Origin of the sequence: Kitasatospora sp. NPDC059462, from assembly GCF_042749955.1 — a bacterium.
Classification (GTDB): Bacteria; Actinomycetota; Actinomycetes; order Streptomycetales; family Streptomycetaceae; genus Kitasatospora.
In genome coordinates, this window is record NZ_JBHYUU010000002.1 from 48,637 (window position 1) to 73,140 (window position 24,504).

The window sequence follows — 24,504 nt, forward strand, 5'->3', positions numbered from 1 at the left end:
GGGCCGCCGATCCCCCAGGTCCAGTTCACGTTTCCGAAGCTTCTCGTAAGCTGAGCCGATGCTCGACGTCCGACGCCTGCGCCTGCTGCGCGAACTCGCCCACCTCGGCACCATCGCCGCCGTCGCCGAGGCGCTCAGCTTCAGCCCTTCGGCGGTCTCCCAGCAGCTGTCCGTCCTGGAGAAGGAGGCCGGCGTCCCGCTGCTGGAACGCACCGGCCGCCGGGTCACCCTCACCCCGGCCGGGCGCAACCTGGTCCGGCACGCCGAGGCCGTGCTCGAACGCCTGGAGCAGGCGGACGCCGAACTCGCGCACGCCCGCGAGGGACTGGCCGGCCCGCTGCGGATCGGCACCTACCCGTCGGCGGCCCGCGCGATCATCCCCGCCGTCCTCGCCGAACTCGCCGGCTGGCACCCGGGCCTGGAACCGATGGTGACCGAGGTCGACCCGGCCGCGGTGGCGGCGGCGCTGCGGGCGGGCGAGCTGGACGTGGCGCTGGTGCACGAGTACGACCTGGTGCCCGCCGACCCGGAGCCCGGCCTGGCCGTGACCCGGCCGGTCTTCACCGAACCGATGTACCTGGCGGCCCGCGTCCCCGGTGCCGTCGCCGACCAGCGCGCCGAGCCGTGGATCCTGGCCCCGCCCGGCACCCTGTGCCACAGCATGGCCGTCCGGGCCTGCGAGGCCGCCGGCTTCGCGCCCCGGATCCGCCACCAGATCGACGACTTCGCCACCGTGCTCGCCCTGGTCGCGGCCGGCCAGGGGGTCGCCCTGGTCCCGCACCTCGGCACCGACCGGCCCCCGCCGGGGGTCGTCCTCACCCGGCTGCCGATGTACCGCCGCACCCGCGCGGCCTTCCGCGCGGGCGCCGGCGCCCACCCGGCGGTCTCCGCCTTCGTCTCCGCCCTGCACACCGCCGTCCCGGCCCCGCTGCGCAACTCCGCCTAGCGGCGGGGCCGGGCGGGGGGTCAGCCCGCCCCGTTGCCCGCCAGGCAGCTCGGGCCGAGCAGCTGCTTGAGGTCCCCGAACAGCGCCGGGTCCGACTTCACCCGGTGCCGGTCGAGCCGCAGCACCGTCGTCTTGCTGCGCGCCTCCAGCCGGACCCGCACCTCCGTGGTCCCCCGGTGGCTGCTCAGCACCTCGCCGAGCCGCGCCACCAGCGGGGGCGTCACCTTCCCGCTCGGGATGTTGATGATGATCGGCGCGTCGGCGTGCGCGTTCGACAGGTCCGGGACGGAGAGCTCCATCCCCATCAGCCGCGGCACGTCCTCGCGCTTGTCCAGCTTGCCGCGCACGAACACCACCGCGTCCTCGACCAGCTGCGAGGACACCAGCTGGTAGCTGGCCGGGAAGAACATGCAGTCGATCGAGCCCGCGAGGTCCTCGACCGTCGCGATCGCCCAGGCGTTGCCCTGCTTGGTCATCTTGCGCTGGAGGCCCGAGATGATGCCGCCGATGGTGACGATCGTCCCGTCCGGCCGCTCGGCGAGGTCCGCCACCGCGCAGTCCGCCTTGTCGGCGAGCACGTGCTCGATGCCGTGCAGCGGGTGCGAGGAGACGTACAGGCCGAGCATCTCCCGCTCCTGGGTGAGCAGGAAGGACTTCTCCCACTCCTCCTCGGAGAACACGACGTCCAGCCCGAAGCTCGGCTCGTCGCTCGACGTGTCGCCGCCGAACAGGTCGAACTGTCCCTCGGCCTCCTTGCGCTTGATGCCGACGACGTTGTCGATCATCGGCTCGAACTGCGCGGTCAGGCCCTTGCGGGTGTGCCCGAGCGAGTCGAAGGAACCGGCCTTGATCAGCGATTCCACGGTCCGCTTGTTGCAGACCACCGACTCCACCTTCTCCAGGAAGTCCGGGAAGGAGGAGAACTTCCCCTTGGTCTTCCGGGTCCGGATCATCGACTCGACGACCGGACCGCCGACGTTGCGGATGGCGGTCAGGCCGAAGCGGACGGTGGTGTCACCGTGCGGGGTGAAGTCCGCGTCCGACTCGTTGACGTCCGGCGGCAGGACGTTGATGCCCATCTTGCGGCACTCGTTGAGGTAGACGGCCGACTTGTCCTTGTCGTCCTTCACCGAGGTCAGCAGGCCGGACATGTACTCGGCCGGGTAGTTGGCCTTGAGGTACGCCGTCCAGTACGAGACGAGCCCGTAGCCCGCGGTGTGCGCCTTGTTGAACGCGTAGCCGGAGAAGGGGACCAGCACGTCCCAGACCGCCTGGATCGCCGCGTCCGAGTAGCCGCGCTCCCGGCAGCCCTTCTGGAACGGGACGAACTCGGCCTCCAGGATCTCCTTCTTCTTCTTGCCCATCGCGCGGCGCAGCAGGTCGGCCTGGCCGAGCGAGTAGCCGGCCAGGATCTGCGCGGCCTTCTGCACCTGCTCCTGGTAGACGATCAGGCCGTAGGTGGGCCGGAGCACCTCCTCCAGGGGCTTCTCCAGCTCCGGGTGGATCGGGGTGATCTCCTGCTGGCCGTTCTTGCGCAGCGCGTAGTTGGTGTGCGAGTTGACGCCCATCGGGCCGGGCCGGTAGAGCGCCAGTACCGCGGAGATGTCCTCGAAGTTGTCGGGCTTCATCAGGCGCAGCAGCGAGCGCATGGGGCCGCCGTCGAGCTGGAAGACGCCGAGCGTGTCGCCGCGTGCCAGCAGTTCGTAGGTCGGCTTGTCGTCCAGGGGCAGATCAAGAAGGTTGATCTTGATGCCCTTGTTCTTCTCGATCGCCTTGACGGCGTCGTCCATGATCGTCAGGTTGCGCAGGCCGAGGAAGTCCATCTTGAGAAGGCCGAGGCCCTCACAGGTGGGGTAGTCGAACTGCGTGATGGTGACGCCGTCGGTGTGCCGGGTCCAGACCGGGATGTGGTCGGTCAGCGGCTCGGCGGACATGATGACGCCGGCCGCGTGCACGCCGGGCTGGCGGATCAGGCCCTCGATGCCGCGCGCGGTGTCGATCACCTTGCGCACGTCGGGGTCGGTCTCGTACAGCCCGCGGATCTCGCCGGCCTCGCTGTAGCGCGGGTGGCTGTTGTCGGTGATGCCGGACAGCGGGATGCCCTTGCCCATGACGTCCGGCGGCATCGCCTTGGTGATCCGGTCACCCATCGCGTACGGGTAGCCGAGGACGCGCGAGGAGTCCTTGATGGCGGCCTTCGCCTTGATGGTGCCGTACGTGACGATCATGGCGACCTTGTCGGATCCCCACTTCTCCGTCACGTACCGGATCACGTCACCGCGCCGGCGCTCGTCGAAGTCGATGTCGACATCGGGCATGGAGATGCGCTCGGGGTTGAGGAAGCGCTCGAAAATGAGGCCGTGCGGGATCGGGTCGAGGTCGGTGATGCCCATGGCGTAGGCGACCAGCGAGCCGGCCGCCGAACCACGGCCCGGACCCACCGCGATGCCCTGGCCCTTCGCCCACATGATGAAGTCGGCGACCACGAGGAAGTACGCCGGGAACCCCATCTGGATGATGGTGTCCATCTCGTACTCGGCGAGCTTCTTGTGCTCCTCGTCGTACCCGTCCGGGAAGCGCCAGTCCATGCCCTCCCAGACCTTGGACTTGAAGAAGTCCGCCTCGGACTCGAAGCCCTCCGGGATCGGGAAGCGCGGCATGAGGTTGCGGAACTGGAACATGCCCTCGGTGTCGACCCGCTCGGCCACCAGCAGCTGGCTGTTGCGGCAGCCCTCCTGCCAGGCGTCCGACTGGTCCAGGGCGTACATCTCGGCGGCCGACTTGATGTAGTAGCCGGTGCCGTCGAACCGGAAGCGGTCCGGGTCGGAGAGGTTCTTGCCGGTCTGCACGCAGAGCAGCAGGTCGTGGGCGCCGGCGTCGGCCTCGGTGGTGTAGTGCGAGTCGTTGGTGACGACCGGCGGGATGCCGAGCTTCCTGCCGATCTCGATCAGCCCGTCGCGGACCCGCTTCTCGATGTCGAGGCCGTGGTCCATCAGCTCCAGGAAGTAGTTCTCCTTGCCGAAGATCTCCTGGTACTCGCCGGCCGACCGCAGCGCCTCGTCGAACTGGCCGAGGCGCAGCCGGGTCTGCAGCTCGCCGGAGGGGCAGCCGGTGGTGGCCATCAGGCCGCCGGACAGCTCGGAGATCAGCTCCTTGTCCATCCGGGGCCACTTGACCAGCCAGCCCTCGGAGTAGGAGCGCGAGGTCAGCTTGAAGAGGTTGTGCAGGCCCTCCTTGTTCCGGGCCCAGATGGTCTTGTGGGTGTAGGCACCGGACGCCGAGACGTCGTCCTTCTTCTGGTGCGGCTGGCCCCACAGGATGCGCTTGGTGTTCGAGCGGGACTCCGGGGCGACGTACGCCTCGATGCCGATCACCGGGGTGATGCCGGCGGCGGTGGCCTGCTTGTGGAACTCCGCCGCGCCGTACATGTTGCCGTGGTCGGTCATCGCGACATGGGTCTGGCCCAGCCGCTCGACCTCCTTGAACATCTGCTTCAGCCGGGCGGCACCGTCCAGCATCGAGTACTCGGTGTGAACGTGCAGATGCGCGAACGGCTGATCGCTCAAGGCGGGGCCTCCGTAGGCTCGGTGCAGGCAGGTGGGCCGGCGAACGCGCAGGTCACGAAGGGTGCCCGGAAACAGATACGGTCCGAGCCGCTACCAGGGCCCGGACCAGCACTCACACGTTCACGCTCCTACTCTAGCCTCCGGACGCAGCTGTCCCCCGCCACTCGCCGCGCCCCGAAGGATCGCCCGCGTCCCACCCGCGGCCCGCCGTCACCGACCGTGCCGCCCGGTCAGGGCGGCCAGCCGCGCCGAGGCGGCGGCCCTGACCTCCGCCGTCTCCAGCGCGTCGTCCCGGAGGCCGGCCAGCCGCTCCCTCACCCCGGGCCCGTCCGGCGCCCGCTCCACGCCCAGCAGCCGCGCGGCGTCCTCGCAGTCCCACAGGCACTCCGCGTAGATCCCCTCCAGCCCCGCCGGCTCGATCACCGCCAGCGCCTCCAGGTACGCCACCCGCTCGTGCGAGTGCGGCGTCCACAGCCAGAACCTCCTGAGCAACGACGCCGCGCCGCCGGCCCCGGCCCCGAACCGCGCCAGCCCCCGCGCGGTGTCCGCCGGCCCGCACCACCGCTTCTCCACCCAGTCCCGCTCCAGGCGCGCCACCAGCGTCCCGACGTCGCCCTCGACGTCCTCCGCCGGCCCGTCGTGCCGCCGCCCGGCCCCGGCCTCCCCCGCCGGCTCCGCCCGTACCCCGGTGTCCCGCACCAGCCGCGCCAGGTACACCGACCGCTGATCGGCGTCGTCCCAGCGCCAGTCCCACCGCACGCACCCCGCCACCACCTCGGCGGTGCCCCGCGGATCCTCCGCCACCATCCGCGCACCGAGCCCGCGCCCCCGCTGGACCATCCCGATCAACGACCCCGCCGGCGCGTACCGCCCGTCACTCATCCTCGTCACGCCCCCATCCTCCCCGCCCCGCCGCGGCAGGAAGTCGGCCGGGCCGACTTCCTGCGCCGGGCCGACTTCCTGCGCCGGGAGGAGGAGCGGGCTACGCGTCCAGCTCGGCCAGGAAGTCCAGGGCCACGGCCCAGGTCCGCTCGGCGGCCTCGGCGTCGTAGTCCGGCAGGTCGGGGTCGGTGAAGAGGTGGCCGGCACCGTGGTAGCGGTGGATCTCGACGTCGGCGCCGATCCTGCGCATGTTGAGGTACCAGGCGTTCAGCCAGTCCTCCGGCTCGAACGGGTCGGGCTCGGCGACGTGGAGCTGGACGGGGACGGCGGTGGACGCGTCCTCGCGGATGTCGGAGGTGCCGTGCAGGAGGAGCAGGCCGCGCGCGTTCTCGTCGGCGAGCGCGAGGTTCTGGGCGAGCGAGCCGCCGAGCGAGAAGCCGGCGTAGACGAGGGCGGTGCCGGGGGTCAGCAGCGGGGCGGCCGCGCCGACCGCCCGGCGCAGGAGTTCCTCGCTGCCGACCTCCTCCTTGTACGCCATGCCCTCCTCGACGTCGTCGAAGGTCCGTCCCTCGTAGAGGTCGGGGGTGTGCACGGTGTGTCCGGCGGCGCGCAGCCGGTCGGCGGCGGCGTGGACGGCGGGGCGCAGGCCGAAGGCGGAGTGCAGGAGCAGGATCTGGGCCACGGGGAGGGACTTCCTTGCAGCGGACGGGAACCCTCCCATCATCGCGCATGGCCGCCAGGTGGCCGCGCCCACCCGGCGCGGTGGCGCGACGTCAAGGACCGGTGAATCGACGACAAACAGTCAGTTCATCCTATGGAACAGCTCGTTACCCGCCGGTAGCCTGTCCGCCGTGACCGACCTTGTCGAAGACATGACCCCCGCCCGCCCCTGCCGCCGCCAGGTGCTCAAGGCCACCGCCGTCGTCGCGGGCGCCACCGCCCTGCCGCTCACCCTCGGCGCCGCGGCCCGGGCCGCCACCGCCCCGCAGTTCCTGCACGGCGTCGCCTCCGGCGACCCGCTGCCCGACGGCATCCTGCTCTGGACCCGGGTCACCCCGGCCCCCGAGGCCGTCCCCGGCTCGGGCCTGGGCGCCGACACCGAGGTCCGCTGGGAGATCGCCGCCGACAAGGGCTTCACCCGGATCGCGGCGAGCGGCACCGTGACCACCTCCGCCGCCACCGACCACACCGTCAAGGCGGACGTCCGCGGCCTCACCCCGGACACCGCCTACTGGTACCGCTTCACCGCCGGCGCCACGACCTCCCCGGTCGGCCGCACCCACACCACCCCGGCCGCCGACGCCGCCCTCGACCGGCTCCGCTTCGGCGTCGCCTCCTGCGCCAACTGGGAGGCCGGCTACTTCTCCGCCTACCGCCACCTGGCGGCCCGCGGCGACCTCGACGCCTTCCTCTTCCTCGGCGACTACATCTACGAGTACAAGACCGGCGAGTTCTGCGCCGCCGGCTCCGTGGTCCGCCCGCACGCCCCCGCCCACGAGATCCTCACCCTCGCCGACTACCGCACCCGCCACGGCCGGTACAAGACGGACGAGGACCTCCAGGCCCTGCACGCACAGGTCCCGGCCATCGCGATCTGGGACGATCACGAGTTCGCCAACGACGCCTGGTCCGGCGGCGCCGAGAACCACACCCCGGGCGCCGAGGGCGACTGGGCGGCCCGGGTGGCCGGCGCCAAGCAGGCCTACTTCGAGTGGATGCCGGTCCGCCCGTCGGTGGCCGGCACCACCTACCGCCGGCTGCGCTACGGCAAGCTGGCCGACCTGCACCTGATGGACCAGCGCTCGTTCCGCTCCCAGCAGGTCAAGGTCGGCAACGGCGACGTCGACGCGGCCGACCGCACCATCACCGGCCGCGCCCAGATGGACTGGCTGAAGGCCGGCCTCTCCGCCTCCGACACGGCCTGGCGCCTGATCGGCAACGAGGTGATGATCTCCCCCGTCGCGCTCTTCTCGCTGCCGGACTACCTGCTGCGCCCGCTGGCCAAGCTGCTCGGCCTGCCCGGCGAGGGCCTGGCGATCAACACCGACCAGTGGGACGGCTACACCCACGACCGCCGGGAGCTGCTCGGCCACCTCAGGGCGAACGGCATCACCAACACCGTCTTCCTCACCGGTGACATCCACTCGGCCTGGGCCGCGGACGTCCCGAACGAGGCCGCCACCTACCCGCTGTCGGGCAGCGCCGCCACCGAGTTCGTGGTCACCTCGGTCACCTCGGACAACATCGACGACATCCTCAAGGTCGCGCCGCAGACCCTCTCGCTGGTCGCCGCCGCCGCGGTCAAGGCCGCCAACCCGCACATCAAGTGGGTCGATCTGGACTCGCACGGCTACGGCGTCCTGGAGGTCACCCCCGCCCAGACGCAGATGGACTACTACGTGCTCTCCGACCGGACCCGCAAGGACGCCACCAGCAAGTGGACGCGCTCCTACCGCACCAAGTCCGGCACCCAGCAGATCGAGCGGGTCTACTCCCCCGTCAAGTAGCCACCACCGCACCGGCCCCGCCCTCCGGCCGCCCCCGGAGGGCGGGGCTCCCCGCTTCCGGGCTCCGGCCGGGCGGCCTGCTCGTCACCGCGGGCGGCATCCTGATCCACCGGGTCCGGCGCCGCACGACGGCCGCCGACCGCACCGAGCCGTACGAGGACCGGCCCCGCACCGGACGACCCACCGGGACGTCCACCGAACCGCCTCGGCCCCGCCCCCGGCCCCCCGTGAGGGGTGCCCGGGGGCGGGGCCGTCACCGGAAGCGCTACGACACCACGTCCTTGCGGGCGAACCCCCGGAAGGCGAGCGCCAGCAGCACCACCGCGTAGGACAGCGAGAGCGACACCCCCTGCACCATCCCGCCCCACTCCATCCGCGGCTGCAGGGCGTCCGCCCACGCGTACTGCCAGTGCGCCGGCAGCCAGGCCCGCAGGTCCCCGAGCGCCGTGATGGCGTCCAGCACCCCGGTGATGATCGAGGCGAACACCGCCCCGCCCACCGCCCCCAGCGGCGCGTCCGTCGCGGTGGAGAGCCAGAACGCCGCCGCGGCGATCACGATCTCGCTCAGGAACACGTACCCCACCGCGACCGCCAGCCGGGGCAGCGCCTCCCCCGCCGTCAGGCTCGACCCGACGGGCAGCTGGAGGTCCCCCCAGCCGTACGCCGCGGTGCCGACCGCCAGCCCGACCAGCGGCAGCAGCGTCACGGCCGCCGCCGAGAACAGCAGCCCCACCAGGAACTTGCGCACCAGCAGTCTGGTCCGCGGCACCGGCGCGGCCAGCAGGTAGCGCAGCGAGGACCAGCCGGCCTCCGAGGCCACCGTGTCACCGCAGAACAGCGCGACCGGGATCACCAGCATGAAGCCGGTGCCCATGAAGAGCATGGTCGCCGCGAAGTTCGGCCCGGACGCGGTGGCGAGCTCGATGAACGTGGTCCGGCCGGTCCGCCCGGGCGTGCCCGCGACCGCGAACGCCGCCAGCACGACCAGCGGCATCGCGGCCAGCACCCCGCCGATCACCAGCGTCCGGCGCCGCCGCAGCTGGCGGACCACCTCCACCCGGAACGGCAGCGTCCGCCCGGCCCGGTAGCCGGCCGCGTGACCGGCGTCCTGACCGGCCTCCTGACCGGCCGACACCTCAGCACCCACGGCGCTCACGCCGCACCTCCGATCAGCGACAGGAACGCGTCCTCCAGCCGGCGCTGCGGCCCGGCCGACTCGACCGGCACCCCGAGCCGCACCAGCTCGGCGAGCAGCCGGCTGCCCGCCATGCCGTCCAGCCGGACGAGCAGTCCGCCCTCCACGGCCTCCGCCGAGCCGACCCCGTCCAGCGCGGCCACCTTGCCGGCCGCCGCCGCCAGCTCCATCGCCCCGAACGAGGCGTCGGTGCCGATCAGCAGCTGCGCGCCCGCGCCGACGATCTCCTCGACCGCGCCGGTGGTGACCAGCCGGCCCCGGTCCATCACCACCAGGTCGCTGCAGCTCTGCTCGACCTCGGCCAGCAGGTGGCTGGAGACGATGACGGTCCGCCCGGCCGCCGCGTAGCGGATCATCACCTCGCGCATCTCACGGATCTGCGGCGGGTCGAGCCCGTTGGTCGGCTCGTCGAGGATCAGCAGGTCCGGCAGGCCGAGCATGGCCTGGGCGATCGCGAGCCGCTGCCGCATGCCCTGCGAGTAGGTGCGCACCGCCCGGTCCAGCGCCTCGCCGAGCCCGGCGATGGCCAGCGCCTCCTCCAGGTGCGCGTCCGCCTCCGGACGGCCGGTGGCCTGCCAGTACAGCCGCAGGTTGGCCCGCCCGGTGAGGTGCGGCAGGAAGCCCGCGCCCTCGACGAACGCGCCGACCCGGGAGAGCACCGGGGCGCCGGGGCGCACCAGGTGGCCGAAGACCCGGATCTCCCCGGCGTCCGGCCTGATCAGGCCCATCAGCATCCGCAGCGTGGTGGTCTTGCCCGCCCCGTTGGGCCCGAGCAGGCCGAGCACCTGGCCCTGCTCCACCCGGAACCCCAGGTCGCGGACGGCGTACCGGTCGGCGGCGCCCTTGTAGCGCTTGCTCAGGCCGGTGATCTGCAGCGGCACCCCGGCCAGCGCCGGATCGTACGCCGGTCCGTGCGCCCGGCGCGCGGACCGGGCCGCGCGCAGCCTCGGCACCAGCACCAGCGCGGCGGCCAGCGCGAGCGCCACCAGCGGCAGCACCCAGGTCCGGGACGGCAGCGGCGCCGCCTCGGTGACCAGCTCGTCGACGGTCGGCAGGGTCACCGGTCCGGTGACGGCCGCCCGGTAGGTGGCGGGCTCGGTGGGCGAGGCGTACGCGAGGTCGGTCGAGGCGAGCACCAGCCGCAGCCGGTGCCCGGCGTCGAAGGTGTGGTCGACGGTGGGCAGCGCCACCGTGACGGTCCTGCCCCCGGGCGCGTCCGCGCCGGTCACCCGCAGCGGGGCGGACAGCTGCTGCGGCAGGCTCTGCTTGCCGTCCGGGGCGACGTCGTACAGCTTGGCGAACAGCACCGCGTCCGGCCGGTCCGCCGCCACCCGGACGTTCACGGTCGGCTGTCCGGTCAGGTGCACCGAGCCGTCCAGCGGCGCCGACTCGAAGGCGGCGTACTGGCCGGGGAAGTCCAGCGACAGCCCGGCGCCCAGCTGGGACGCCTGGCCGAGCGCGCCGCCGAATCCCGGCAGCGCGGAGATGTTGGGCGGCGCGCCGCCGGGCGGGTTGGCGAAGACCTGCTCGGGCTCGCCGGAGGGGGACTTCAGCTCGATCTGCCGCGAGCCGGTGCCCCCGAGGCCCGGGTAGGCGTCCGCACTCGCCCCGCGCAGCACCGTCTGGAAGCCCGTCGAGTCGACCCCGCCGGTCCGGGTCACCCGGAACGCCGCGCCGGTGTCCCCGCCGCCGCCCTTCGGGTCGCCGCTCTTCGGGTCGCCGGTCTTCAGGTAGCGGTCGAACCACTGCACCACCCGGGTGTCCACCCGGTCGCTGGTGTCGGTCGCACCGTCGTGCCCGCCGGCGAACCAGTCCACCGCCACCGGGGCGCCGTTGGCGGCCACCGCCCGGGCGATCGCGTCGCCCTGGTCGAGCGGGAACAACGAGTCCTGCTGCCCCTGGACCACCAGCGTGGGCGCCTTCAGCCGCTCGGCGACCGAGGACGGGCTGGAGCGGTCGAGCAGCGCGACGGCCTCCGGGTCCGCGTGCCCGGAGGCCGCCACCCGGTCGTACATCCGGCACAGCTCGTCCAGGAACCGGCCGCAGCCCACCTGCCCGTCGCCCTGGTCGGGTGCCAGGGCCGGCCGCGCCGCGCCGCCGGACGGTCCGAGCTCGCCCACCGAACCGGTGGTGAAGAAGATCCCGGCCCACAGCTTCTTGAACACGCCGTCGATCGCGCCGGAGCCGCGCACCCCCTGCGGGAACAGCGCGTCGGCCAGGTTCCACCAGGTGATCGCACTGGCCACCGCGTCGATCCGGCTGTCGTACGCGGAGCCGAGCAGCGCCACCGCACCGCCGTACGAAGCACCGGTGATCCCCACCCGGGGGTCGCCGGGGCCGTCCTGCCGGACCTCGGGGCGCTGCGCCAGCCAGTCCACCAGGTGCTTGACGTCCTCGACCTCGCGGTCCGGCGCGTTCAGCCCGATCCGCCCGCCGGAGCGCCCGAAGCCGCGCGCCGACCAGGTCAGCACCGCGTACCCCTGCCGGGCGAGCTCCTGGGCGCGTTCCCGCTCGCCCTCCTTGGAGCCGACGAAGCCGTGCCCGAGCAGGACGGCCGGGCGCGGGCTGTCACCGGTGGTGAAGAAGGACGTGTCCAGCTGGACGACCTGCGAGCTGCCGGGCGTCTCGGGCATGGCGAGGAAGCGGTCCTCCTGCCGGACGGACTGCTCGCCGCCGGCCGCGACGGCCACCGCCGTGCCGGCCCCGGCGACGGCCACCAGGGCCACCGCCCCGGCCACCAGTCTCCGTCCGGCGGCCGTCCCACGGCCTCGCCACCGGCGCCACGCCCCTCCGAGCTCCATGGCGGTGATCGTAGCCGCCCCCGGAGTAGGCGTCCGATAAAATCACCGGCCCTGCGGGCGCAAGCCTCCCGGCGGACCGGAGCGGTGGTCCGGCGGGCGAGCTAGAGCACCCGGGTCATCGTCCGGTGCGGGATGCCGGCGTCGTCGTAGACCGGTCCCTCGGCCGCGTACCCCAGGCGCTCGTAGAACCCGAGCGCCTGCACCTGCGCGTGCAGTTCCATTTCGCGCGCCCCGCGCGCCAGCCCCGCGGCCTCGACCGCCCGCACCAGCCGCGCGCCGAGCCCGGTCCCCCGGGCCGTCCGCAGCACCGCGAGCCGGCCGAGCAGCACCCGGCCCTCGATCCCGCCGGTGATCCTCAGCGCCTGCTCCCCGAAGATCAGCCGCGCGGTGCCGACCGGCTCACCGTCCGCACCGAACGCCAGCAGGTGCTCCGAGGTGAGGTCGAGGTCGTCCCACTCCTCCTCCTCGGCGATCCCCTGTTCGACGATGAAGACGTCCCGGCGGACACCGTGCACCAGCGCGAGGTCGTCCTCCCCCCGCGCCACCCGGATCGTCCCGTCCATTCCCGGCCCCCTCAGCTCTCCGACGCGATGATGTCCAGCGCCTTCCGCAGGTCCGCGGGGTACTCGCTGGAGAACTGCACCCACTCGCCGTCCGCCGGGTGCTCGAACCCGAGCGACACGGCGTGCAGCCACTGCCGGGTCAGGCCCAACCGCTTGGCGAGCGTCGGGTCGGCCCCGTAGGTGAGGTCGCCGACGCAGGGGTGGCGCAGCGCGGACATGTGGACGCGGATCTGGTGGGTGCGGCCGGTCTCCAGCTTGATGTCCAGCAGCGAGGCGGCCCGGTAGGCCTCGATGAGGTCGTAGTGGGTGATCGACGGCTTGCCCTCGCGGGTGACGGCCCACTTCCAGTCGGAGCTGGGGTGCCGCCCGATGGGGGCGTCGACGGTGCCGCTGAGCGGGTCCGGGTGGCCCTGGACCAGGGTGTGGTACTTCTTCGCGGTCACCCGGTCGTGGAACTGCCGCTTGAGGTCGGTGTAGGCGCGCTCCGACTTGGCCACCACCATCAGCCCGGAGGTGCCGACGTCCAGCCGGTGCACGATGCCCTGGCGCTCGGCGGCGCCCGAGGTGGAGATCCGGTAGCCGGCCGCGGCCAGCCCGCCGATCACGGTGGGGCCGGTCCAGCCGGGGCTGGGGTGCGCGGCGACGCCGACCGGCTTGTCGACGAGCACGATGTCCTCGTCGTCGTGGACGATGCGCATGCCCTCGACCGGCTCGGCGACGATCCGCACCGGCGCGGCGGGCGCCGGGATCTCGACCTCCAGCCAGGAGCCGGCGGTGACCCGGTCCGACTTGCCGGCGACCGCGCCGTCGAGCGTCACCTTGCCGTCGGCGGCCAGCTCGGCGGCCTTGGTCCGGGAGAAGCCGAACATCCGGGCGAGGGCGGCGTCGAGGCGCTCGCCCTCCAGGCCGTCGGGAACGGGGAGGCTGCGGATCTGCGCTGCGGTACTCACCCGTACGAGTATGCCGGACGCGCGCGGCCCCGCCGGACGCCCGGCGGCGCCGGGGCCGCGATGCTACTCGGCCCCGCCGGCCTTCTCGCCCTTCTCCGCCGGCTGGTGCACGGTGCCGTCCGGGTTGCTGCCCCGGAAGGAGAGCAGGACGACCAGGATGCCGCCGCAGACGATCGCCGAGTCGGCGAGGTTGAAGACCGCGAAGTGCTGGACCGAGATGAAGTCCACCACGTGCCCCCGGAAGACGCCGGGCGAGCGGAACAGCCGGTCGGTGAGGTTGCCGAGCGCCCCGCCGAGCAGCAGGCCCAGCGCGATCGCCCAGGGCAGGCTGTACAGCCGCCGGGCGATCCGCCAGATCACCACGATGACCGCCGAGGCGATCATGGTGAAGACGACGGTCAGCGCCTGCCCCATGCCGAAGGCGGCGCCGGAGTTGCGGATCACCTGGAAGGTCACCACGTCGCCGATCACCTTGATCGCCGCGTGGTTCTCCAGCCGGGCGACGACCAGCAGCTTGCTGCCGAGGTCGATCAGGAAGGCGAGCAGGGCGATGACCAGCAGCACGCCGATCCGCCGGGGCCCCTTCGGTTCCTCGGCCGGCACGGCCTCCCCGGCCGGGGCCGGCCCCTCGGTCCGCACCGCGGTCTCCGCCGGGGCGGGGGCCTGCGGCGGCGCGGAGGCGTCCGGCCCGGCAGGAGCCTGCGGCCGGGCGGCGGGCGCGGCGGAGTCCTCCCCGTCAACCGGGACGGCCCCGGCCGCGACGTCGGCGGGCGTCGGGACGGACTCGTCCCGGGTCTGGGGGGAACCTTGCGTACTGATGATCCGCTCCGCTGCCGTGACGTGGGGGGCCGAGGGCCGGTGGGACACCCGATCCGCCGAGGGGTCGGGCGACGTTACGGGGTCGAGCCTACGGCACGCCCGACCCCCCGCGCCGCCCCGGTCGGTCGCCCCGAACCGTCAGCGGCGTTCCTGCTTCGCCTTGCACTGGACGCACAGCGTCGCCCGGGGGAACGCCTGCATCCGCGCCTTGCCGATGGCCTGGCCGCAGGACTCGCAGGTGCCGAAGCCCACGCCCTCCAGCCGGGCCAGCGCGTGCTCGGTCTGGGCGAGGCTGTCGCGGGCGTTGTTGGCCAGCGCCAGCTCGCTCTCCCGCGAGATGTTCTTCGTACCGGCGTCCACCTGGTCGTCGCCGGCTCCGTCGTTGGAGTCGCGCATCAGCCCGGTGATGGCCGCCTCGGCCGCGCCGATCTCGTGCTGGAGCCGGTCGATGTCGCTGATCAGCTCGGCGTGCAGCTCGTGCACCTCCTCGGAGGTCCACGGGTCCTCGCCGGGCCGGACCGGCAGCTCGGCCGGGTCGACCGACTCGGCGCCGCCGGCGGACCGGGCGGCGGCCCCGGCCGGAGCCGGGGGACGGGTGCGGCCCGGGGCCACGAGAGTGGTGTCGGTGGTGTTCTTGCGCCGTGCGGTAGTGGTCACGGTCCCCTCCCCTGGGTCGCCTGCCACGGCTTTGCGTGCCCGCTTGGTGGCGGTACCCGCGCCGGTTGCCTTCTCAGCCATGGCTTCGACCCCATCTACGAACGAATCGAGCCGCCGGTTCCCGGCGGCCTCCAGTGCCGGAACGATAATCCCGATCAAAATCGGTCACAACATGACATACCGACGCCCCACAATGATCCCACCCGGGCAGACGTCCCAATCGCCACGCCCAGCACGCCGAACAGAGTTGTGCCCCCGGGCCGGGCGCGCCGAAACCGACTTGCGACGGCCGATACACTGGGCCTGCAAGGCGCAGATGGGGACGAGTACCGCAGTACGCAGCCACCAGCGACCCGGGGACGGTGCGAGCCCGGGGGTGTGCACCGCGCGAAGATCACCCCGGAGCCGCCGGAAGAACGGTCCGCGAGCTCTCTCGCCGGCCCAGTAGACCCGGTCGCAAGCCCAAACAAGAGGGCCGCACGCAGGACCGCGGCCAAGGAGGGTGGTACCGCGGGACGGCTCGCCGTCTCGTCCCTCCGTCGGATCCCGTCCACGCATCCGCCGGAGGTAGACGCCCGCGATGGCCAGCACCTACAACCCCGTCCCCGCGCAGGTCGACCTGCCCGCCCTCGAACACCAGATCCTCTCCTTCTGGCAGGACAACAAGGTGTTCCAGCGCAGCCTGGAGCAGTCCGAGGGCCGCCCGGAGTGGGTCTTCTACGAGGGCCCGCCGACCGCCAACGGCATGCCCGGCGCCCACCACATCGAGGCCCGCGTCTTCAAGGACGTCTTCCCCCGCTACCGGACGATGAAGGGCTACCACGTCGCCCGCAAGGCCGGCTGGGACTGTCACGGCCTCCCGGTCGAGCTGGCCGTCGAGAAGGAGCTCGGCTTCTCCGGCAAGCAGGACATCGAGGCGTACGGGATCGCCGAGTTCAACGCCAGGTGCCGCGAGTCGGTGACCCGCCACACCGACGCGTTCACCGAGCTCACCACCCGGATGGGCTACTGGGTCGACCTCGACGAGGCCTACCGCACCATGGACCCGTCCTACGTGCAGTCCGTCTGGTGGTCGCTCAAGCAGATCTTCGACAAGGGCCTGCTGGTCCAGGACCACCGGGTCGCCCCCTGGTGCCCGCGCTGCGGCACCGGCCTCTCCGACCACGAGCTGGCCCAGGGCTACGAGACCGTCGTCGACCCCTCGGTCTTCGTCCGCTTCCCGCTGACCAGCGGCCCGCTGGCCGGCCGGGCCGCCCTGCTGGTGTGGACCACCACCCCGTGGACCCTGGTCTCCAACACCGCCGCCGCCGTGCACCCCGAGGTCACCTACGTGGTGGCCACCGACGGCACCGAGCAGCTGGTGGTCGCCGAGCCGCTGCTGGCCAAGGCCCTCGGCGAGGGCTGGGAGCCGACCGGCGAGTCCTTCACCGGCGCCGAGATGGAGCGCTGGGCCTACCGCCGCCCGTTCGACCTGGTCGAGATCGAGGACGCGCACTACGTCCTCAACGCCGAGTACGTCACCACCGAGGACGGCACCGGCATCGTCCACCAGTCCCCCGCCTTCGGCGCCGACGACCTCGCGACCTGCCGCAAGTACGGCCTGCCGGTGGTCAACCCGGTGCTGGCCGACGGCACCTTCGCCCCCGAGGTCCCGCTGGTCGGCGGCCAGTTCTTCAAGAAGGCCGACGAGGCCCTGGTCAAGGACCTCCAGGCCCGTGACCTGCTCTTCCGCCACCTGCCGTACGAGCACAGCTACCCGCACTGCTGGCGCTGCCACACCGCGCTGCTCTACTACGCGCAGCCGTCCTGGTACATCCGCACCACCGCGGTCAAGGACGCCATGGTCCGGGAGAACGAGGCCACCAACTGGTTCCCCGAGAACGTCAAGCACGGCCGCTTCGGCGACTGGCTGAACAACAACATCGACTGGGCGCTCAGCCGCAACCGCTACTGGGGCACCCCGCTGCCGATCTGGCGCTGCGAGGAGGGCCACCTCACCTGCGTCGGCTCGCTGGCCGAGCTGACCGAGCTGACCGGCACCGACCAGAGCGGCCTCGACCCGCACCGCCCGTACATCGACGACGTCACCTTCGCCTGCCGCGAGTGCTCCGGCACCGCCACCCGGGTGCCCGAGGTGATCGACGCCTGGTACGACTCGGGCTCGATGCCCTTCGCCCAGTACGGCTACCCGTACCGGAACAAGGAGCTGTTCGAGAAGCGCTACCCGGCACAGTTCATCTCCGAGGCGATCGACCAGACCCGCGGCTGGTTCTACACGCTGATGGCCGTCGGCACCCTGGTCTTCGACAAGAGCTCGTACGAGAACGTCGTCTGCCTGGGCCACATCCTGGCCGAGGACGGCCGCAAGATGTCCAAGCACCTGGGCAACATCCTGCAGCCGATCCCGCTGATGGACCAGCACGGCGCCGACGCCGTCCGCTGGTTCATGGCCGCCGGCGGCTCGCCCTGGTCGGCCCGCCGGGTCGGCCACGGCACGATCCAGGAGGTGGTCCGCAAGACCCTCCTCACCTACTGGAACACCGTCGCCTTCCAGGCGCTGTACGCCCGCACCTCCGGCTGGGCCCCGTCCGCGAACGACCCGGCCCCGGCCGACCGCCCGCAGCTGGACCGCTGGGTGCTCTCCGAGCTGAACACCTTGGTCCGCGAGGTCGACGCGGCGTTCGAGGCGTACGACACCCAGCGCGCCGGCAAGCTGCTCTCCGGCTTCGTCGACGACCTCTCCAACTGGTACGTGCGCCGCGGCCGCCGCCGCTTCTGGCAGGGCGACGCCGCCGCGCTCGCCACCCTGCACGAGGCGCTGGAGACGGTCACCCGGCTGATGGCCCCGCTCACCCCGTTCATCACCGAGCGGGTCTGGCAGGACCTGGTCGTCCCGGTCGTCCCGGACGCCCCGGTCTCGGTCCACCTGGCCACCTGGCCGCAGGCGGACGAGTCGCTGGTCGACGCCGACCTCTCCCGCCACATGGCGCTGGTCCGCCGCCTGGTCGAGCTGGGCCGGGCCACCCGCGCCGAGTCCGGCGTGAAGACCCGTCAGCCGCTGTCCCGGGCCCTGGTCGCCGCCCAGGGCTGGGACGAGCTGCCCGCCGACCTGCGCGCGCAGATCGCCGAGGAGCTCAACGTCTCCGCCCTGGAGTCGCTCGCCGAGGTCGGCGGCTCGCTGGTCGACACCACCGCCAAGGCCAACTTCCGCGCGCTGGGCAAGCGTTTCGGCAAGGGCGTGCAGGACGTCGCCAAGGCGGTCGCCGCCGCGGACGCCGCCCGGCTCGCCGCCGAACTGCGCACCGGGGGCGCCACCTCCGTCGAGCTGAACGGCGAGAGCGTCGCCCTCTCCCCCGAGGAGGTGATCATCACCGAGACCCCGCGCGAGGGCTGGGCCGTCGCCAACGAGTCCGGTGCCACCGTCGCCCTCGACCTGGCGATCACCCCCGAGCTGAAGCGCCTCGGCATCGCCCGCGACGCGATCCGCCAGATCCAGGAGGCCCGCAAGAACTCCGGCCTGGACGTCGCCGACCGGATCGTCCTGCGCTGGCGGGCCACCAGTGACGAGACCGCGGAGGCCATCGCCGAGCACGGCGCCCTCGTCGCCGAGGAGGTCCTCGCCACCGACTTCGCCGCCGGCGCCGCCGACTGGCAGTCCGACACCTTCTCCGACGACTCCCTCGGCCTCGCCTTCCAGCTCCGCAAGGCCTGACCGAACCCGCCGAAGCCGCCGCCGGTCCACGACCGGCGGCGGCTTCGCCGTGCCCCGGCCCGGCCCGGCGCGCCCGCGCACGCGAGAGCGCCCCCTCCCGGACCCGAAGGGTCAGGAAGGGGGCGCTCGCGGTGAACAGCGCGCCTAGTTGTCGCCGTCCTCGTCGATCAGGAAGCCCCGCATCGGCGCGGGAGCCTGCTGCATCGGCTGCGGCGGCTGCGGCCGGACCGCCGCCATCGGCTGGGTCATCCCGGCCGGCTGCATCTGCGGCGCACCCGAGTTGCCGCCCGAGGCCTGCCCGCCGAAACCCGGCGCACCGGAGTTCCCGCCGAAGGAGCCCTGCCCGCCGAAGGAGGGCTGGCTCCCGCCGAACGACGGCTGGCTGCCGCCGAAGCTCGGCGAGGGGCTGCTCATCGCGCTGGCACCGGCGGGGGCCATCGACGACGCGGCCGGCGGCAGCGACGCGGTGGCGGGGATCCGCGGCGGGGCGAGCGAGTCGTCCGCCTGCGACTCCAGCTGGCGCAGCTGGGTCTCCAGGTAGGACTTCAGGCGCGTCCGGTACTCACGCTCGAACGCCCGCAGGTCCTCGACCTTGCGCTCCAGCGTGGCGCGGGCGGACTCCAGCGAGCCCATCGCGACCCGGTGCTTCTCCTGGGCGTCCCGCTCCAGCGCGTCGGCCTTGGCACGGGCGTCGCGCTCCAGGCCCTCGGCGCGGCTGCGGGCCTCGCCGACGATCTTGTTGGCCTCGGAACGCGCCTCGGAGATCGCCTGGTCGGCGGTCTGCTGGGCGAGCGCCAGCACCCGGGCGGCGCTGTCGCCACCGGGACCCTGCTGCTGCATCGGGGCGCCCATCGGGCCGCCCATCTGCTGCGGGCCGCCCATGGGGCCGCCCATCTGCTGCATCTGCTGCTGGCCCATGCCCTGGCCCATGGGGTTGCCCATGCCCTGCGGGCCGCCGGGGCCGCCCATCGGCTGCAGCATCTGACCGCCCATCGGCTGGACCAGCTGCTGCTGGCCGCCCATGGTCTGACCCATCTGCTGCTGCGGGCCGCCGGGGCCGCCCATCGGACCGCCCTGGCCGGCGGGGAGCTGCGGGGCGCCGGACGGCAGGCCGAGCGGCTGGTTGCCCATCTGCTGCTGCTGAGGGCCGGGGCCCATCTGCTGCTGCGGACCGCCCGGGCCCATCTGCTGCTGCGGGCCACCCGGGCCGCCCTGCTGGCCGGGGACCGGCGGGCCGGATATGGCCGCCGGCACCGGGGCGCCGGGTCGGGCGTCCTGCGGCGGCTCCTTGCGCATGTTGGCCTGGTTCTGCGCGGCGGCCCGGGTCGCGGCGGCCAGCTTGGCGCGCAGGTCCTCGTTCTCGCGGAGGAGACGGGTCAGCTCCGCCTCGACCTCGTCGAGGAAGGCATCGACCTCGTCCTCGTCATAGCCTTCGCGCAGGCGGACGGTCGTGAACTGCTTGTTCCGAACGTCCTCGGGGGTCAATGGCATCTCTTCACCTCAACGTGATCGTCGGCACACCGGCATCCTGTCGCATCGCTCACCTACGACTAGGGCCGCACAAGCGAGATCAGGACATACACAATGATCATCAGTACGAAGAAGGACAGGTCGAGCGCCACGCCCCCGAGACGCAGCGGCGGAATGAACCGCCGCAGAAGCTTGAGCGGCGGATCCGTGACAGTGTACGTGGCCTCCAGGACCAGAACCATGGCCTTGCCCGGTCGCCACGAACGCGCGAACTGGAAGACCCAGTCCATCACCAACCGCACGAGCAGGAACACCAGGAAGACGGTCAGTGCGTAGTAGAGCACTGCCCACACGATCTCCATCGCGCTTCCCTCTCCCCTGTTCTCGGCCCGAGGGCCGCTCTCCTGTCGCTAACTCACTGTCGATCAGATCCACACGTAAAGTCGTGGCCGGGTCAGCTCTGGTTGAAGAACCCACCCTCGGCGATCCGAGCCTTGTCCTCCGCCGTGACATCGACGTTAGCAGGCGACAGCAGGAACACCTTCTGCGTCACGCGCTCGATACTGCCGTGCAGACCGAAGACGAGTCCAGCGGCGAAGTCTACGAGCCGCTTCGCGTCGGTGTCGTCCATCTCCGTGAGATTCATGATCACGGGGGTACCGCCGCGGAACTGTTCGCCGATGGTACGGGCCTCGTTGTAGGTCCTAGGGTGCAGCGTGGTGATGCGGTAGGGCTCTCGTTCGTTCACGACCTTGGGCATGATCACCGGGGCGCTCTTCTCCAGGTTGTGGCGGCGTTCGGGTGTGATGGACGACACTGGGGCCATCCTCGGGGTTTCCTGGCGGATCGGGACGGCGGCCGGAACCGGCTGCGGGGCGATCGAGGAGACCGGCGCGGGCGCGGGGGCGGCCGGCCGCGGAATGTCCTCGGTCCGTCCGGTCCGGATCGGCTCGGGGTCCGCGTCGTAGTCGTCGTCGGGGTCGTACCCCTGGCCGTCGTACGTCTCGTCCTCCACGAGGCCGAGGTAGACCGCCATCTTGCGCATCGCGCCGGCCATGCTCCTGTCTCCTCCGCTTGTGGTGGACCGGCTCCGTCCCGGCGGCCGGGCCGTGCGGCCCCGCCTGCGGATTCCGCGGTCCGCCCACGACGCTTCATCAGCCCGACGGCCGATCAGGGTTCGTGGATGAGGGCCGCGGAGCTGCGATCCACGGTTGGCTAGCGCTCAGATAAGCTGCTAGCTTCTGTCCTATTTTGTCCTGCAGTCTGATCTACTACCCGGTGACGTTACCCGAGGGGTGACCGCACTCCGAGTACCGCCGTTCCGACGCGCACATGTGTCGCCCCGGCGGCAATGGCCTGCTCAAGGTCACCACTCATCCCTGCCGACACCATGGTGGCAGCCGGATGGTCGGTGCGTACGGCGGTTGCGATTTCCGCCAGCCGATCGAAGGCCGCGGCCGGGTCGCCGGCCAGCGGTCCGGCGAGCGGAGCGACCGTCATCACACCGTCCAGGCGCAGCCCGGGCGTGTCGGCGATCGCGTCGGCCAGGGCCGCGACGTCGGCCGGGGCGACCCCGGCGCGGTGCTCGCCCTCGCCGTGCTCCTTGTCCAGCGCGATCTGCACCAGGCAGCCGAGGTCGGCGCGCCCGGCCTTGCGCACCGCCGCGCCGAGCGACTCCACCAGCCGCGGCCGGTCCACCGAGTGGACGTGGTCGGCGTAGCGGACGACCGAGCGGACCTTGTTGGTCTGCAGCTGGCCGACGAAGTGCCAGTCCAGAGGAAGGTTTCTGCACTGCTCCGCCTTGGGGGCGGCGTCCTGGTCGCGGTTCTCCGCGACGTCGGTGACGCCCAGCCCCGCCAGCAGCGCGGTGTCCTCGGCGGGGTAGGTCTTGGTGACCACGATCAGCCGGACCTCGTCGCGGGCCCGCCCGGCGGCGGCGCAGGCGTCGGCGATCCGGCGCTCGACGACCTCCAGGTTGGTGCCCAGTTCCTCGTAGCGGGCCCGCTGACCCTCCGTCAGCGCGTCCAGCCAGTCCTTGCCCGGAAACCGACCGGAACCGGCCGGGAACGGTCCGTAGATGTCATTCGTCATCAGTGTTCAGAGCCCAACCAGACATAGCTCGCGAGCCGGCCGGTGCGCTGCTCGCGACGGTAGGAGTAGTGATCGGCGGATTCGAGGGTGCAGACCGGTGAGCGCACCAGCCCGGTGACCCCCGCGGCGGCCAGCTGGGCCTCGACCCCCCGCGGCACGTCCAGCGCCGGGGTCCCCCAGGAGGTCTCGGCGTACGCGGCGGGCACCCGGTCCGCGACCTCGGCGCGCAGCCCGTCGGGCACCTCGTAGCAGCGGCCGCAGACCGCCGGGCCGGTGGCGGCGGTGATCCGCCCGGGCTCGGCACCGAGTTCCGTCATCGCCCGGACCACCGCCGGGACCACCCCGGCGGCGAGGCCGGGCCGTCCGGCGTGGGCCGCTCCGACCACACCCGCGACCGGGTCGGCCAGCAGCACCGGGGTGCAGTCGGCCGTGAGCACCGCCAGGGCCAGCGGACGGTCGGTGACCACCGCGTCGACGGCCGGCGCCCCGCCGGCCGGCTGCCGCCCGGTCACCACGGCCACGTCCGCGCCGTGCACCTGGTTCATCCAGACCACGTCGGCCGGGTCGAGGCCGAGCGCGCGGGCCGCGATCGCCCGGTTCTCCCGGACGGCCGCCGGGTCGTCCCCCACCGCCCCGCCGAGGTTCAGCTCCCCGTACGGCGAAGTGCTCACCCCGCCCCACCGGGAGGTGAAGGCGAAGTGAGCACCGTCGCGGACCGCGTGGTCGATCACTTAAGGAAATCCGGGACGTCGAGCTCCTCGGCCGGGCTCTCCACGTACGGCTGGCGGGCCGGCTGCACCTGCGGCGGCACCGGGGCGGCGGTCGCGGTGGCCGGGGCCTCGGCCGGGCGGGCCGGGGCGGAGCCCTCGCCGTCCGGACGGGAGGTCACCGAGCCGATGCCGCCGTACGAGGGGCGGCCGGCCGGACGCTCCGGGGTGCTGCCGCCGGACGCGGAGGCCGGCGGGTTGGCCGGGGTCGCGCTCGCCTTGACCACCGGCTCGCGGACGATGGCCGGCGGCTGCCCGCCGTCGAAGCCGGCCGCGATGACGGTGACCCGGACCTCGTCGCCGAGGGCGTCGTCGATGACGGCGCCGAAGATGATGTTGGCCTCGGGGTGGGCCGCCTCGCTGACCAGCTGGGCGGACTCGTTGATCTCGAACAGGCCGAGGTCGGAGCCGCCGGAGATGGAGAGCAGCACGCCGCGGGCGCCGTCGATCGAGGCCTCCAGCAGCGGCGAGGAGATCGCCATCACGGCGGCGGCCTTGGCGCGGTCCTCGCCGCGGGCCGAGCCGATGCCCATGAGCGCCGAGCCGGCGTCCGACATGACCGACTTGACGTCGGCGAAGTCGAGGTTGATCAGACCGGGGGTGGTGATCAGGTCGGTGATGCCCTGGACACCGGAGAGCAGGACCTGGTCGGCCGAGCGGAACGCGTCCAGGACGCTGACCTGGCGGTCCGAGATGGACAGCAGCCGGTCGTTGGGGATCACGATGAGGGTGTCGACCTCTTCGCGCAGGGCGGCGATGCCGTCCTCGGCCTGGTTGGCGCGCCGCCGGCCCTCGAAGGTGAACGGGCGGGTGACCACGCCGATGGTGAGCGCGCCCAGCGAGCGGGCGATGTTGGCGACGACCGGCGCGCCGCCCGTGCCGGTGCCGCCGCCCTCGCCGGCGGTGACGAAGACCATGTCGGCCCCCTTGAGGACCTCCTCGATCTCCTCGCGGTGGTCCTCGGCGGCCTTCCGGCCGACCTCGGGGTTGGCGCCGGCGCCGAGGCCCCGGGTGAGTTCACGGCCCACATCGAGCTTGACGTCGGCGTCGCTCATGAGGAGGGCCTGCGCATCGGTGTTGATCGCGATGAACTCGACGCCCTTGAGACCGACCTCGATCATCCGGTTGATGGCGTTGACACCACCGCCGCCGATACCGACGACCTTGATGACTGCGAGGTAGTTCTGCGGTGCTGCCACGTCGAAGGCCTCTCGCCTCGAATTTCCGGGTCGGCCCGATGCCCGGTCAGGGCCGAACCGACGGATGTCGATGGGTAGGGAGCCTGGTTTCTGACGTAATGTCCGAAATGCCGACCGCCGACCCCAACCCTAAACTTGACCTTTAGGGTTAGTGCTGCGCCTCTGTCACATCACCAGGGAACAGAGGCTGGTGACACAGGACACTAGGTGGCTCCGGCCACGTGTTTCAACGAACACGCCGAGCTTCCCTTTTTCTTTTGAGCCTATGTGATCATCGACCGGCGAATGAAACCGGGGTGACCACCAAGGGTCGGGCCGACACGAAACCGCGTCAAGCCCACCCGCAGCCCGCCGCCACCCTTTCGGCGACGCGCTCCGC

18 protein-coding genes are annotated in these 24,504 nt (G+C 72.5%); 3 read left to right on the forward strand and 15 right to left on the reverse strand.

Annotated elements, in window-relative coordinates; genetic code table 11:
• Nucleotides 1-58 precede the first annotated feature (58 nt).
• Nucleotides 59-946 carry a LysR family transcriptional regulator gene (locus ACFXAM_RS00980; RefSeq protein WP_380286824.1) on the forward strand — a complete coding sequence of 296 codons (888 nt, stop codon included), beginning with the start codon at nt 59-61 and terminating at the stop codon, nt 944-946.
• Nucleotides 947-966: 20 nt separating this feature from the next.
• Here the strand turns inward: ACFXAM_RS00980 and dnaE are convergent, their stop codons facing one another.
• From dnaE to ACFXAM_RS00995, 3 genes are all read right to left on the reverse strand, one after another.
• Entirely contained in the window at nt 967-4,512 is a 3,546-nt protein-coding gene (dnaE, locus tag ACFXAM_RS00985; RefSeq protein ID WP_380286825.1) for a DNA polymerase III subunit alpha, read from the reverse strand.
• Between the two features lie 210 nt (nt 4,513-4,722).
• Nucleotides 4,723-5,403 (reverse strand): hypothetical protein, encoded by a 681-nt coding sequence (locus tag ACFXAM_RS00990; protein ID WP_380286826.1) that lies wholly within the window; start codon nt 5,401-5,403, stop codon nt 4,723-4,725.
• Between the two features lie 91 nt (nt 5,404-5,494).
• Nucleotides 5,495-6,115, reverse strand: a complete 621-nt coding sequence (locus ACFXAM_RS00995; protein ID WP_380286827.1) for a dienelactone hydrolase family protein — start codon at nt 6,113-6,115, stop codon at nt 5,495-5,497.
• Nucleotides 6,116-6,266: 151 nt separating this feature from the next.
• Here ACFXAM_RS00995 and ACFXAM_RS01000 point away from each other — a divergent pair, with 151 nt between their 5' ends.
• Nucleotides 6,267-7,901, forward strand: coding sequence for an alkaline phosphatase D family protein (locus ACFXAM_RS01000; RefSeq protein ID WP_380286890.1), 1,635 nt, complete (start codon nt 6,267-6,269; stop codon nt 7,899-7,901).
• 265 nt (nt 7,902-8,166) lie between these two features.
• Here the strand turns inward: ACFXAM_RS01000 and ACFXAM_RS01005 are convergent, their stop codons facing one another.
• The 6 genes from ACFXAM_RS01005 to ACFXAM_RS01030 form a co-directional block, all read right to left on the reverse strand.
• On the reverse strand, nt 8,167-9,057 hold the full coding sequence (locus tag ACFXAM_RS01005) for an ABC transporter permease (protein ID WP_380286828.1): 891 nt from the start codon (nt 9,055-9,057) through the stop codon (nt 8,167-8,169).
• Nucleotides 9,054-11,897, reverse strand: coding sequence for a CocE/NonD family hydrolase (locus ACFXAM_RS01010; RefSeq protein ID WP_380286829.1), 2,844 nt, complete (start codon nt 11,895-11,897; stop codon nt 9,054-9,056). The genes ACFXAM_RS01005 and ACFXAM_RS01010 overlap by 4 nt, the downstream gene beginning before the upstream one ends.
• A gap of 101 nt (nt 11,898-11,998) precedes the next feature.
• On the reverse strand, nt 11,999-12,460 hold the full coding sequence (locus tag ACFXAM_RS01015; protein ID WP_380286830.1) for a GNAT family N-acetyltransferase: 462 nt from the start codon (nt 12,458-12,460) through the stop codon (nt 11,999-12,001).
• A gap of 11 nt (nt 12,461-12,471) precedes the next feature.
• Nucleotides 12,472-13,410, reverse strand: a complete 939-nt coding sequence (locus ACFXAM_RS01020; protein ID WP_380286831.1) for an RluA family pseudouridine synthase — start codon at nt 13,408-13,410, stop codon at nt 12,472-12,474.
• A gap of 63 nt (nt 13,411-13,473) precedes the next feature.
• Complete coding sequence (gene lspA / locus ACFXAM_RS01025) at nt 13,474-14,049, reverse strand: signal peptidase II (protein WP_380286832.1); 576 nt, start codon at nt 14,047-14,049, stop codon at nt 13,474-13,476.
• Nucleotides 14,050-14,367: 318 nt separating this feature from the next.
• The gene (locus ACFXAM_RS01030; RefSeq protein WP_380286833.1) at nt 14,368-14,886 is read right to left on the reverse strand and encodes a TraR/DksA family transcriptional regulator; all 519 of its coding nucleotides are present in this window, start codon (nt 14,884-14,886) and stop codon (nt 14,368-14,370) included.
• A 580-nt stretch (nt 14,887-15,466) separates the two neighbouring features.
• Between ACFXAM_RS01030 and ileS the strand changes: the two genes are divergently transcribed.
• Nucleotides 15,467-18,598 (forward strand): isoleucine--tRNA ligase, encoded by a 3,132-nt coding sequence (gene ileS, locus ACFXAM_RS01035; RefSeq protein ID WP_380286834.1) that lies wholly within the window; start codon nt 15,467-15,469, stop codon nt 18,596-18,598.
• Between the two features lie 144 nt (nt 18,599-18,742).
• Here the strand turns inward: ileS and ACFXAM_RS01040 are convergent, their stop codons facing one another.
• The 6 genes from ACFXAM_RS01040 to ftsZ form a co-directional block, all read right to left on the reverse strand.
• Nucleotides 18,743-20,089, reverse strand: coding sequence for a DivIVA domain-containing protein (locus ACFXAM_RS01040; RefSeq protein ID WP_380286835.1), 1,347 nt, complete (start codon nt 20,087-20,089; stop codon nt 18,743-18,745).
• A gap of 59 nt (nt 20,090-20,148) precedes the next feature.
• Nucleotides 20,149-20,430: a YggT family protein gene (locus tag ACFXAM_RS01045; RefSeq protein ID WP_030301231.1), complete on the reverse strand. Its 282-nt coding sequence runs from the start codon at nt 20,428-20,430 to the stop codon at nt 20,149-20,151.
• A 92-nt stretch (nt 20,431-20,522) separates the two neighbouring features.
• Nucleotides 20,523-21,125 carry a cell division protein SepF gene (locus ACFXAM_RS01050; RefSeq protein WP_380286836.1) on the reverse strand — a complete coding sequence of 201 codons (603 nt, stop codon included), beginning with the start codon at nt 21,123-21,125 and terminating at the stop codon, nt 20,523-20,525.
• 227 nt (nt 21,126-21,352) lie between these two features.
• A complete protein-coding gene (locus ACFXAM_RS01055) occupies nt 21,353-22,159 on the reverse strand; it encodes a YggS family pyridoxal phosphate-dependent enzyme (RefSeq protein WP_380286837.1) in 807 nt (268 codons plus the stop codon).
• Nucleotides 22,159-22,890: a peptidoglycan editing factor PgeF gene (gene pgeF, locus ACFXAM_RS01060; protein WP_380286838.1), complete on the reverse strand. Its 732-nt coding sequence runs from the start codon at nt 22,888-22,890 to the stop codon at nt 22,159-22,161. Before pgeF ends, ACFXAM_RS01055 begins: the two co-directional genes overlap by 1 nt.
• A complete protein-coding gene (ftsZ, locus tag ACFXAM_RS01065; protein ID WP_380286839.1) occupies nt 22,887-24,125 on the reverse strand; it encodes a cell division protein FtsZ in 1,239 nt (412 codons plus the stop codon). Before ftsZ ends, pgeF begins: the two co-directional genes overlap by 4 nt.
• Nucleotides 24,126-24,504 lie beyond the last annotated feature (379 nt).